Origin of the sequence: Pseudomonas sp. DTU12.1 (assembly GCF_009873475.1) — a bacterium.
GTDB lineage: Bacteria > Pseudomonadota > Gammaproteobacteria > Pseudomonadales > Pseudomonadaceae > Aquipseudomonas > Aquipseudomonas proteolytica.
On record NZ_CP045254.1, the window covers coordinates 1,382,606 to 1,394,154 of the forward strand.

12 protein-coding genes are annotated in these 11,549 nt (G+C 49.7%); 2 read left to right on the forward strand and 10 right to left on the reverse strand.

Annotated features, from left to right (window positions below; all coding sequences use genetic code 11):
• Positions 1–252: 252 nt before the first annotated feature.
• Both GDV60_RS06115 and GDV60_RS06120 read left to right on the forward strand, forming a co-directional pair.
• A complete protein-coding gene (locus GDV60_RS06115) occupies positions 253–483 on the forward strand; it encodes an AlpA family transcriptional regulator (protein WP_159906599.1) in 231 nt (76 codons plus the stop codon).
• Positions 484–486: 3 nt separating this feature from the next.
• The gene (locus GDV60_RS06120) at positions 487–1,344 is read left to right on the forward strand and encodes a replication protein RepA (protein WP_256679361.1); all 858 of its coding nucleotides are present in this window, start codon (positions 487–489) and stop codon (positions 1,342–1,344) included.
• A 612-nt stretch (positions 1,345–1,956) separates the two neighbouring features.
• On the opposite strand, the gene GDV60_RS06125 is transcribed toward GDV60_RS06120, so the two are convergent.
• The 10 genes from GDV60_RS06125 to GDV60_RS06170 all read right to left on the reverse strand — a co-directional run bounded on the left by GDV60_RS06125 (position 1,957) and on the right by GDV60_RS06170 (position 11,138).
• The gene (locus GDV60_RS06125) at positions 1,957–2,853 is read right to left on the reverse strand and encodes an HNH endonuclease signature motif containing protein (RefSeq protein WP_256679362.1); all 897 of its coding nucleotides are present in this window, start codon (positions 2,851–2,853) and stop codon (positions 1,957–1,959) included.
• Between the two features lie 93 nt (positions 2,854–2,946).
• Positions 2,947–3,192, reverse strand: coding sequence for a hypothetical protein (locus tag GDV60_RS06130; protein WP_159906603.1), 246 nt, complete (start codon positions 3,190–3,192; stop codon positions 2,947–2,949).
• A 420-nt stretch (positions 3,193–3,612) separates the two neighbouring features.
• Positions 3,613–3,933, reverse strand: a complete 321-nt coding sequence (locus tag GDV60_RS06135; RefSeq protein ID WP_159906605.1) for a hypothetical protein — start codon at positions 3,931–3,933, stop codon at positions 3,613–3,615.
• Between the two features lie 2 nt (positions 3,934–3,935).
• Positions 3,936–5,543, reverse strand: a complete 1,608-nt coding sequence (gene trbL / locus GDV60_RS06140; RefSeq protein WP_159906607.1) for a P-type conjugative transfer protein TrbL — start codon at positions 5,541–5,543, stop codon at positions 3,936–3,938.
• A 190-nt stretch (positions 5,544–5,733) separates the two neighbouring features.
• On the reverse strand, positions 5,734–6,528 hold the full coding sequence (gene trbJ / locus GDV60_RS06145) for a P-type conjugative transfer protein TrbJ (RefSeq protein WP_159906609.1): 795 nt from the start codon (positions 6,526–6,528) through the stop codon (positions 5,734–5,736).
• 256 nt (positions 6,529–6,784) lie between these two features.
• Positions 6,785–7,009 (reverse strand): hypothetical protein, encoded by a 225-nt coding sequence (locus GDV60_RS06150; protein WP_159906611.1) that lies wholly within the window; start codon positions 7,007–7,009, stop codon positions 6,785–6,787.
• Positions 7,010–7,011: 2 nt separating this feature from the next.
• Positions 7,012–7,221: a TraC family protein gene (locus GDV60_RS06155; protein ID WP_159906613.1), complete on the reverse strand. Its 210-nt coding sequence runs from the start codon at positions 7,219–7,221 to the stop codon at positions 7,012–7,014.
• A 106-nt stretch (positions 7,222–7,327) separates the two neighbouring features.
• Complete coding sequence (locus GDV60_RS06160; protein WP_159906615.1) at positions 7,328–7,699, reverse strand: TraK family protein; 372 nt, start codon at positions 7,697–7,699, stop codon at positions 7,328–7,330.
• Between the two features lie 456 nt (positions 7,700–8,155).
• A complete protein-coding gene (locus GDV60_RS06165; protein ID WP_159906617.1) occupies positions 8,156–9,022 on the reverse strand; it encodes a hypothetical protein in 867 nt (288 codons plus the stop codon).
• Between the two features lies 1 nt (position 9,023).
• Complete coding sequence (locus GDV60_RS06170; RefSeq protein WP_159906619.1) at positions 9,024–11,138, reverse strand: hypothetical protein; 2,115 nt, start codon at positions 11,136–11,138, stop codon at positions 9,024–9,026.
• Between the last annotated feature and the right edge of the window lie 411 nt (positions 11,139–11,549).

The window sequence follows — 11,549 nt, forward strand, 5'->3', positions numbered from 1 at the left end:
AAAAACCACATTCGTGGTTTTTTTTCTGCCCGGAAACTACCCGTTTGTGGGACACATTTTTTTTGAGGTTTCTGACGGGAAAAACTCCTGAAAGAACAATGACATCGCGTTGTCCCTTTTGTCCGGAAATATACGTTTGTCGGACAGTAAGGTACTGATTTTGAAAGGAATAAATCGATAAATATCGCTGGAATGCTCTGGAAATATGGGGCAATAATCGAACCTCGATAAGCGGCAAACGAGGAATTCGTTGTGGAGAAAGAATCGAAGAAATCGAGCAAAGTGCTCATCAGCAAGAAGCAATTGCTGGCAATGATCCCGCTGTGCGAACGCACGATCTATAATTTTGAAAAACAGGGTAAATTCCCACGCCGAATTGCACTTAGCAGTCGGAAGGTCGTTTGGGATCTCGCAGAGGTCGAGACATGGATTGATACGTGCAGGCATTCGGGCCCGGCTCCACGTCCCGGAATGGGGGCCTGAATAGTGGCGATTGACTTGTTGAACATTGCAGCAAATATTGCGGCTTTCCCGCCTGAAGACATAACCTTTACCCATGCAGTGCTTTGCCAAGTTGGCTTGCCCCGCTCCAAGGTAGAAGGACAGGTGTTCATGCGCCAGAGCGGCGCGGCATGGGTCAACATACAGTCTGGCTACCTAGACGAGGGTAACGGTCCGATATTGCAGCCTGTCCCTTATGGCGTGATGCCCCGCCTTGCGCTAGCGTGGGTATCTACCATCGCTGTGCGCAACAAAGAGCGTGAAATCAGGATAGGCGATAGTGCGGCCGAGTTCCTGCGTCTGATGGGGATGGGCGATGACGGGCGCCGTTACTCCACTCTGCGTAAACAGATGCATGCACTAGCAGCGTGCCGCTTGCAACTCGGATTCAAGGGGCGTACCTACAACGGCCAGCCCATCGAGCAATTTGACGCTTGGATAGCGAACCGCAATAGTAAACAGCGGCTCCTATGGCCCGGCAAGATGGTGCTTTCAGAGGGGTATTTCAATTCCCTTATTGATAGCGCCGTACCTCTAGATAACCGAGCTCTAATTGCCCTCAAGGGCTCAGCGCTGGCCTTGGACATATATGCTTGGCTGGCTCACCGGTTGCACCGCATCGAGGGCAGGGGGACAAAGCTATACTGGAAGCCCCTACGCGAGCAGTTTGCGCAGGAATACACTGGAAAGGACCCTGATAAAGACTTTAAGAAGAAATTCGTTCCCGCGTTGCGCAAGGTGTTGGCGGTATACCCGCAAGCCAAGGTCAGTCAAATCAGGGGAGGTTTTCTTCTTGTCGGATCGCCGCCGCCGATCCCTTATAAGGGTGGCCCGCTCAAATGATGCTGCCTCTGGATATTTCCGATAATCGTCTCGCGAAATCGGACCCCCTATAATTCCCCAATTCACGCCCAAAGTTGAATTCCTTTTTTTGCTACGTATTCTGCTAGACGGATAGAAAATTATCCGTCTTGGGTTTCATATGCCTTGGCCTTTGGTGAGTTGCCCACGCGAAATCGGACCCCTTAATGAAGTGTAATCGGACCCCATGTTTTACGTGTAATCGGACCCCTTTATAACGTGAAATTGGCCCCCCCCTAAACCTGTAGGATTATCCTTTAGATAAAATCCTATAAATAGCCTGTAAGGGGGTGGGCACCAAAGGGAGTGTCATATGCAGTGCGCTTAAGAAAAGTGGATGACGAAGAACTGGTACAAATCCTTTGCGTATTGATAGTTTATAAATTTTCGTATGAGAGTGTTCAAGGTCCATGCGTATTGCAAGGGTGTCCGAATAGAAGTGAGTGAGACAAGTCCATGCGTATTACTGATGGCCAAGCCCCAAGCTGTTGACGTCGTCTCGTTCTCGTTGATTCGGAGGTCTGACCGGTTTGGTAATGGTGCTGCTGAGAGCTGTCCCATGTCCGTGCGTATTACTACAGGTGGCGTGGCGGCTCAGCCGAACCTCTCGGCGTAGGTAAGTAGCTGTTTGTTGAGGTCATCGGCGTATGGGGCATAATGCGCTTCGCGATGACAACACGGGCAGAGGGCCACACAGTTATATACTCGGTCTGACTTCTCGGCCCCTAATATGTGATGAACATCTAGGAAGCCGGGGAAGTTCCGGTGTTTGCCACAACCCTTACGTTCGCACGCAAACCCAGCCCTTTCTAATACAGCTCGGCGTACGCGCGGATCGCGGCGGACCTCCGAGCGAAGCACGGATACGTGCTCACCTTCATCCCGGCCCAGAGTCGAGTAGTCCGGAGCAGGGCAATCGTCGTAGGTATCGTCGGCCAGTACGAACTCCACTGTATGGGGAGTGAGCTTGGCTAAATCGATCACGCCGGGCCACTGCCACAGTGCATCGGCCACTTCGTGTCCGTCAGGTGTCCTGTCATCCTGTAACCACAAAGTCGGGCTGGTGCCGTTCTGAGCGTGATTTTTCTTGGCTCGTCCTTTCAGCTCACGGCGTTGCAAGTCATCGCTTACCTCGCGTTGGCGGTTCCAGATTGCATGAAGGCTTTCGATAGGAATCAGCGCTGCAAAGATGATGGCGCTTCCATCGCGCTGCACGAGTAAATTGTGAGTGAGCCCGCGTTTCGTGTCTCGCGATGTGATGTGATCCAGAGTTGCGTCCCATCCACCTTGGCGCAGGTGCGCTGCCAACTGAGCCGCTGCGTATTTTCTCTCGTTGAGATTTCGTCCATCGCGCCGCCAGCATAGCCGGACTCGCATACTCAGTACCTGGTCATCAGGAGTGCGGAGGCTGATGAACTGCTGAGTGGCCACGCCTGATTGAATTCGATTGTCGGCAATGACAACGTAACCTCGTTTATTCAAGAATGGCACTAGTGCATCCCTGGATAGTTTCTCCGCTGCATGGCTTTCTGGCCCCCGGAAAAGGCGATCTCCTTTCGACATTTTGATACCCCTGCTTTTGATCTAAGACGAAGCCATGCCGAGATAATCGGCGATGTATTGCAGTGCGTCGGCTTTGCGCTCAGCCGAGCAGTCAGCGTGCTTGATCAACGTCTCACATAAGTCATAGTCTGCCCTGACTAGAGCGCGTAGCAAGCCTGTGCACAAAAGGACTTCATCATCGTAATCGTCCTGCAACTGCTGATACTGTGCCTTCAGCTCGGTTATACGAACTTCAAGCTGTTCAGAGGCGTTCTCGATATTGGCCATGTCGGGTGGGCTCCTTTCATTACCGCACGTTGGTTGCGAATACATTGAACGATTCAGTGTAGGCCGCTGCCCGTCGGTCTGCGCGAACCATCCAGATGGAGATGGTATGCCGCACTTCACTCGGCCGACACTAGAGCCCCGCGACCTTTGCGTACGATTTTTCCACATTCTTCGGGTTCCCCTTGCAGGTTGGCCTGCGGCCGCTGGACACCAAAAGGGGATCGCCGCAGGCTGGCTTGTCATTTGAGTTTGCTTCAAGCGCCGCGGGAGCCGCCGAACCAGCTTTTCAGGGAAGGTGTAATGCTGGAGAGGCCTAAGGTGTCAAAAGCGCTCTGAGCGCAGCACAGAGGCCTTCCTGATGTGCGACATGCAAACAAAACCCCGCACTCGGGCGGGGTTGTCTGTAGGGCAGGGTAGTGATTAACGATTGTCAGGATTATTCTGCAGCTGTGCTTGCCGCGCGGCTTCGATGGCCGTCAAAACCTGCTGGTTCAAGTTAGCGTTAGTCTTGCTACCCAGCAAAGGCATACGATTCAGAGCCTGTGCCCCGGCAAGCATGCGATATGAAGCGGACATGGCGAGCGGGCTAACGCGAAGCTGCAACGCCGTGTACTGCCGATCCAGCTTATCTAGCTGCGGCCCGTAACCTTTGCTTCGCAGCCACCGGCCGAATGCCCACATGCCGACGGCGAAAGTAAAAGCGAATACTACGAACCCAGCGAACATCAGAAAGCCCATCATGATTATTTCTCCGTTTTTTCGTTGTTGGAGGCCGTACCTGGCACACTCAGCGAGGCTAGGCGACCATTAGTAGGGCTTGCATCTGAGGCTGGACGGATCACGTTGGAATCCCCCTGCTCGGAATCAGCGGCTAAATCTACACCGCTGTTTATCGGGGCCGAATTGACCTCGCTATTTGAAGGTGGGGTTGATTCAGCACCAAGGGACAGGCCATGTGCATTCTCCATGCCCGGTACCGCCATTGAAGCCATCACCCCAAGCACCTTTGCACCTCCATTCGCCGCTTGAGAAAGGGCGTTTCCCGAGCCTTCAGTACCCCTTTTGGGTGTCTCTTGCTGTTTGTCTTTGTCGTCGTCTTGCATTGCCTTTCCAGCCTGCTTGGCGGCCTGCTGTACGCCGCTGTTAGATTGCTGGGCAGGGCTAGGCCTCGCATTAGCCGTACTGCCCCCTACGCTCGATCCCGCTGATGTATAGCCCTTGAGGGCTGCGCCGCCACCAGTGCTAGCACCCACTCCAGAGGATGCGGCATTGCCCGTTGACGCTACTGCACCGGTGCCGGAGTTTGCCGCACCGGCAAAGCTGGAGTTGATAGCGCCAGCCAATCCTCCGCTACCGGCAGCCCCTGCAGCACTTGCACCACTACCAGCAGCGCCAAGCACACCAGCGGCGGCGGGCGCAGCGGCTCCGGCCGTGGCGATGGTGGCGACTGCGGCAGCCGCACCGGCCGCACCGGCCGCAGCCATTCCGCCGAGGGCCGAACCGCCGCCCATAGATGTGCCGCTTATCATCCCGCCAATCAGTTCGGGAATAGTCTTGGTCAGATAGGCGCATAACAGAGCCAAACCTGCCAATGTCATCAGAGATGCTTCGTCATTGGTATAAGCCGCTAACCAGGACTTCGCCGATGTGACAATAATTCCTACGATCAATGTTAAGACGAACAGCTTGGCACCTACGGCAACAACGAAGCGGAGTGGTGCAATTGCAAAATCGCGTGTCCATTGCGAACCACCAAAACCGAAGAAAAGCACGGAGGCATTGATGATGACGTACGACTCTACAAGCGTCACAAACATGAATGCCGCAATAAATGCGAAGCACAGTAAAACCAAGCAACCAACAAGCGCGATAAGGACTGCTTTACCCGGAGAAAAAAGTGATATTCCCTCCACGATGGTGCGTGAGAAGTTGACAGCCACCGCGAACATATCTCCCGGCTGAAGCGCACGGCCCAGACCGCTAGCCGTGCCCGCTGCTTCTCGGAAGCTGTCCACTACGGCTGTCGCCCATGGAACGGAATGCTCAATGACTGCGTAGAAAAAGCCAATGACCATGAAGAAACGGATCAGCTCGCCGACAACTTCGCCTAGGTCAGCTTGTTTCATCACTAAAGGCATGAACGTCCATACCAATTGGATGAGAGCGAGAGACGCCAGCAATTTGAGTGCATACCCTTGTAGCCGTGGTGACCATTCACTTGCGGCTTGATAAAGCATCCGCAAAAGCCCGTTCATTTCATTGCTTTGAGTTACATCTCCTGCCGCCATCACGCTACCGGCCGAAAGCAAGAGTGTCACACTGACAAGTGCTAGAAATGTTGAGCGTTGCATAGTTAGAAATCCTCAGACGGGCCCCAGTTGTTTTTCCGGGCTTCAAACTTTTTATCCGTGTCTGATTGCATCGAACGCTCAGTAGCCACGCAATCGGTGCGGATAGAAACAATGAATCCGGACAGAACAGCACCACTAAGAGCAGAGACGATGCATAACCCAGCGATCAGATTTTTAGATATGAACATAGTTAGAAATCCTCGGAGGGCCCCCAGTTGTTTCTACGGGCCTCGAACTTTTGCTCGGCGGCTTCGCTAGCAGCCTTTCGGTCGCCCTGCTGAGCCATATAGTTACCTTGCATGTTTATTTGCGTAGCCAGTAGATCGCGCAGTTTTTGCAACTGCTGCACGTTCTGAGAGGCTATCTCGTTGCCTGCCTGAATGGCTTGCATCCGGCCCACGGCCGACTGTGAGCGAGCCACCATGTGATCAAGCTGGGTATCCTCAGACTCGAAGGTGCTGGTATTGAGATTGGCAGCTTCAAGGGCCGCTTTTACGCTGTCGCGGTTTTGCTCTGACCACTTCTGATAGCGCTCACGCGCTGGTACTTCCGCCGAGTTTGCAGCTTGATTTAGGTAGGACTGAAAGCCAGGAAAAGCGGTGTTGAACTGCGAGTCCATATTCTGGATCTGGCGGCCTAGGGACATAGAGCGGGTGTAAATGTTGGCCACGTTTTTAAGGTCCGCCGCAATGCTGCCAAACATGGTGCTTGGCAAGCCCGTGCCCTGGGTGACCATATTCTGGTACTGCTGAATCTGCGTCTGTAGCTGCTCGGCAGTGTTCAGCGCCGTGTTGACTGCCTCGGCGTACTCGAACATCTGTTGATAGAACGTCGAGCAGTTTGAGCAGTAGATGGCATATGCATCGGGTGATGCCAAGTAGAGACCCATACCGAGGCTTGTGCTTTTCATTGCTAAAACAAGGGCATTACGTATTCTCGATTTTCGAGCTGAAGAAATCGGCGATTTCAGCAATTCCGTTTTCATGCCGAACACCTCGTTTTGTCATGGTTCGAAGTTTGATTATTGACCGATATGGTGTGGTTTGGAATATGCGGATAAGTATCTATCCGCATAGAAATCAATGGTTTGCGGGCGTTGCCTGAGCGAGATTGACACGCATCAACCTGATTTTGCTGGTACTTTCTTCATGCATGGACCTGCCTGTCTTTCCAGCGTGATGTGTTTTTACGGCCAAAAAAAAGCCCACCGAAGTGGGCTTTTGATGAAATGGCGTAGCGCCTTAGTGGGCTGAGTAATAGGGGTTCTGAGTCCGATAGTGACTGCGCTCCGGTTCAGGGATGTGTAGTGTCTCTAGGTGCCAGTTTTCGAGCGAGGAAGCCAACTCTGCCGCAATGCGTTGGGCTTCTCTAACGGCTTTACTAGGTCGCCCGCTGGCTTGACCGAGGTAGGCTTGCAGTTCGTTGAGTTGGTTGGCCAATGCGCTGATGCGGTGAGCGGTTTTCATGATCAATCCCCCTTTCTGATCCTTTCCACAATATTGTCGAATTCTTCCCGAATCCGATCATCTGTAATTTCAAGATTAACCAATCCTGATTTGATTGCAATTTTCCCAATTCTTTCAGCCGCCTCATTATCCAATTTCGCCAATCTTGCTTTAGCTGTTTCCAGCTCTGAAAGGGCGTCAGAACGGCGTTCTGCGAGAGTTTTTCGAGCCATGGGTTCTCCGTTTTTTTAATGAGGAAAATTAGACAGACTGAAAAGTTCTACCTCATTTTCTCGCCCAAATTAAAGGGGCTAAACAACCTCGCTGTTTCGTGGGGCGTCAGATTAGGTCGTCGCGGTTTCCGCTATTTGGGTTGTGCTCGAATCCTGGGCGTTTTGCGCCGGGTTTTTGGGCCGAGGCTGGGGTAGCCTTGGTTTGTCCTCCTGGGCCTCCTGTAGAGGGAGGGGAGGGGCTTGGTTGGGCGATTTGCTCGCCGCCGTTCCTTTGGTGCCCATCGTCTTTTTCCTCTCGTACATACCTGCCGACATATTTGGTGAACTGCGGGTAGCCAATGCCAAGCTGTTCGGCGTAATCGTCATAGATCGCACGTAGCGGGTGCCCTGCATCTATCAGCTTACGAAAGTCATCAAGCCTGGCCAGGAAGGCAACTCGCCCTGCACCGCGATACACCTTTTTCGGCCCGTTTGTCATTTGGCGTCTCCCGTTTATGTGATCGCGCTAGTGGTCAGCACCTGCTATAGGCAACTCAAGGAAATTTTAGAAAATTAAAGGAAATTTTTATATTGGCAGCGCAATTTAACGCAACTCAGAGAAATTTTGGGAAATTATAGGTCAGAAATAGCCGGATACGGCAGTAAGGCGAACCTAAGGTGGGCAAGTTGCCTAGAATTGCAGAAGATCAGACGGCAAGATGTGTGTTGTGGGCCTACGCTGCTTCGCAGCTACGACCCCCACCAACACCGGCCCTTACTCGCCTGCGGCTCGACGGATCTAGCTCTGCGAGGCCCACAGTCGCTCCCGCAACTAAAAACCTCGGAAAGGAAAAGTATGATCTGTTAAATCAAGAGAGAGCGCAGTTGAACAAGTGCTATTTTGAAAAAAGGTGGTTCTAAAAGAGCAGCGCTAATAGCGCTGCCAGGGTTAACTTTAAACAACGCTGCTCCACCAGTCTCTAAATTTAGGTGGCATTTGCTTGTCGATGAACTCATCTTGTAGTGATTCTAAGTTCATCAAAAAAATCAGGTTTGAAATGCTGATAGGTATATATGGTCTTGCTGAAAGGCGTTCCAAAATACGTATCCTGTCGAACCTGTAAATGCGCTTTATGAGTTCGGGTGTGTCTTCGATGTACTTTATTAGAGGCCCGTCTAGGGTGGATTCTTTTAGTCTCATTCTAAACTTATTATTTAACATAGCAGCTACGTTTCTTTTTTTGTAATGAGTATACGCAAGCTCCTCGAAAAGTTTTAGTAGTGTCCATTCACTAGTTTCAAGAGTGGCGTAAACCCCGTTCAATGCACGATTTTCTTGATTTAGCCCAATCCAATCGTCCTTTCGTTTGTACCGAAGGTCGTGGTCAATTTCGTGCCACCCTTCCGACAATATAGTTCTGAGTTGGACCTCGAAAGTGTTGTCTACTATTTCAGCGTGATCTTCATCTAGAGTATTCGAGAAGTCGAAGTGGTCAGGAAGTCTAAATATCAAGTTGCAGCGGACTGCTTTAAATACTTCGCTATCAGGCTCGTCAACTTGCGAATCAACTTCTACATAGTCAAATTTTTCTTCTAGTGCTTTTCGTGCTACAGCTATATCATCTACAAAGTAGAGTGCGATTCTGATCCCGATAAGATCTTGAATTTTTTTCTCGGCACAGTATTTTCCAGGCTCTTTATCAATTTTTTTCAGAAGCGAATGTTTGGTTTTTTCTCGATAGAAAATCCGGAACATTACTCCAAGCTTTGATATGCATCCTTCAACCTCTTTAATGAGATTAGTAGTTTGACTGCCTTCCATGTCAACGCCCCAGTATTTCCTTGATAGTCATGAAGTTATGAGCTGTCAGGTCCAGACCAACCCAGTTTTTGCGTTTTGCCGACACGATAAGTCCATCTCGACGAAGTTCTTCGAGCGCGTTGGTTATAACTGCGGTCGGATGAGCGCCGCCCCTATAGAATATGAACATCGGACGATGGGCAAATGCCACGGTATCTTTGCCCACTGGCCAGAATTTTTCTAGAATATAAGCTTTAATTTCATTTTCTTCTGCTATCTGATCGAGCGCAGTAGTCGGGGTTAGAGCTATTAAGAAAGATTCGCTAGATGCATCATCCATGTGGGGAGAAATAAACTCGTTGTTGCCAACGCTGTTTGTGGATGTGCAGCTGTAAAACAGGCATGATATAAAAGTGCAGTTTGAGATTCGCGAAAAATCAAAGTTGCAGTCTTTGAAGGTGCACTCATTGAAATAGCAGGAGTTTAGTTCGCCCGTGTCGAAGAATGAACTGGTATCAAAAACGATTTCATTGAACTGTTTGTTGTTATAGGTCCCGCTCACCCGATCGAGTAGGCTTAGCTCAAGCCGCAAACGTTCATCATCTGATGCGTATTCGAGGGATTCGCTGAGACGTCCCCAAGCTGCAAGCCGTTGATCGTAAGTTCGAGATGAGTAAGCGTTAACAGCTGCTTCCAGAAATATACTGTCGGCCAGCCATTCCCCCTCTGTATCCATAAGGTCCATTGCAACGAAATGACCTAAAACAAAGTTGTTAACGAAGCCAATTTTTTCGTCAATACTTGATCGATCTAGTAGCGCGTGGTTAGACAGTTTTTCTAGCATCTCTTCAAATGTTGGACGGTCTTCTGCACTGTAACGAGAACGACTGAGCTCTATTAGGCTGACTTCACATTCAGAGAAGTATTTTACAATGCTTTCTTTCGTGTCCCGAGTGAAGTTGCTCTTGATCATGTGTTGCGCGAGCCGTCTCATAAAGTCTGACTGCTCGGGTACGGTAAGTTCTAGGGTCTGACGTTCAATCTCTCGTCGTAGCAATAGTACAAAATATTTATCTACGATGGCGTTAGGGTTTGATAGAACATCATCAAATTCAGTATCGCTGATGAATCTCAGGAAGGTTAATAAGACCGGGTTTGAGAGATTCTTTATATTGATGCGGGAATTTTCTAACTTTTCATGTCTTTCGTAGCTCAGCCAGCTTCGAATAGAAGGTGACTTTAAGCTGTAGCGAGTAAACGAAAAGCTATCAGCATGACTACTGATCCATTCGTCGAAGTCATCGCCTTGCAAAATGGCAGTTTTTCGAGTTGTTAGAATTACTTTCGCATCAAGCTCTAAGATTTTTCCGATGGTTTCAAGCATTGCCTGAGATTTTTCGAATTGAAATCTTTCATCTTCTCGCTCATTTAGAAGTTCGTCAAAACCATCCAAAATTACAATTATCTTGCCCTTTTTAATTTCGCGAATTACTAGGTCTGGAGAGACTGCCGGGAAGGATCTAGCGACCTCCTTATATAGCACGTGGTTAAATATTTTTGCTTGACGATCACGAGACAGTTCAGCAAACAGAACGATGTGGTCGTCATCCTGTTCGGAGATGATTTTGCCCACCTCATACGCTGTGCAAGTCTTACCAAATCCTGCAGCAGCCTCGATCAATACTAGCCGGGGCCCGTCACCTACTACCTCTGCATAAATATCCTCCAGAATATCTTTATCATCTGCGAAGGAATATGAATTTTTGACAAATGGAGACTTTATATAGCTATATGAGGCGCCGTCGGCGGGAAAAGACTGAATGATATTGTTTATATGGGAGTTGTAGTCTCGACGAAATCCAGCCTTGGTTTTTTTTACAGAGAAAAATCCCGAGAAAAGAGAGTCCTCGGTTTGTTTCAATGATACAAAATAGTCAGCTTTTACCTGGAATCCTAAATCTTTTAATTCTGACTCTAAGTTTTCTGTTGAGGCTTCTTTTATCATACTTAGTATGATTGCGTTGTCGAATACACCTAAAGTTATGGTGAAGACTAATAAATTCGGCTCAGATAAGTCCTTGCGGTACTCAAATCCGTAACTGTTGTATATGTCTGTAATTTCTAACAATTGGCTCATAGTAAACTCCATTTATATTTGGAAGTCTTGCTTCCCCATAGACCCTGACGGATAGGTCTCCTGACCTGCAGCGTAGCTGCCCCTACCTTATGACGAGCACCTTACGTAGAGCATTAGCACACCTGATGACCGCGCTCACTTCTCCTGAAGCTATTCATCCGTGCAGCACCATGGTGCATCAAGATCTATCTTCGCAGATTACGCTATCGATTAATTCTTCACACCCCCGCCATAGTGGTTTTTGGCCACTATCTCCAGGATATCTTTTCTCGCGACCTTTGTAAGCGCGGGATTATTTGCGGTTGACCCAAGTGACCAAGATTACTTTCCATCTGGCAGTCCTCTTGGCCGTAACCAAGAGCTCTTAATGAAAGCGATCTTGACGTATGGTTACTGCCGTGTATTCTGGAA

Excerpts from the sequence above, each read along its gene's own strand:
- GDV60_RS06135 (WP_159906605.1), bottom strand. The coding sequence starts at position 3,933 with ATGATGGGCTTTCTGATGTTCGCTGGGTTCGTAGTATTCGCTTTTACT.
- GDV60_RS06130 (WP_159906603.1), bottom strand. The coding sequence starts at position 3,192 with ATGGCCAATATCGAGAACGCCTCTGAACAGCTTGAAGTTCGTATAACC.
- GDV60_RS06150 (WP_159906611.1), bottom strand. The coding sequence starts at position 7,009 with ATGAAAACCGCTCACCGCATCAGCGCATTGGCCAACCAACTCAACGAA.
- GDV60_RS06155 (WP_159906613.1), bottom strand. The coding sequence starts at position 7,221 with ATGGCTCGAAAAACTCTCGCAGAACGCCGTTCTGACGCCCTTTCAGAG.
- GDV60_RS06160 (WP_159906615.1), bottom strand. The coding sequence starts at position 7,699 with ATGACAAACGGGCCGAAAAAGGTGTATCGCGGTGCAGGGCGAGTTGCC.
- GDV60_RS06165 (WP_159906617.1), bottom strand. The coding sequence starts at position 9,022 with ATGGAAGGCAGTCAAACTACTAATCTCATTAAAGAGGTTGAAGGATGC.
- trbL (WP_159906607.1), bottom strand. The coding sequence starts at position 5,543 with ATGCAACGCTCAACATTTCTAGCACTTGTCAGTGTGACACTCTTGCTT.
- GDV60_RS06170 (WP_159906619.1), bottom strand. The coding sequence starts at position 11,138 with ATGAGCCAATTGTTAGAAATTACAGACATATACAACAGTTACGGATTT.
- trbJ (WP_159906609.1), bottom strand. The coding sequence starts at position 6,528 with ATGAAAACGGAATTGCTGAAATCGCCGATTTCTTCAGCTCGAAAATCG.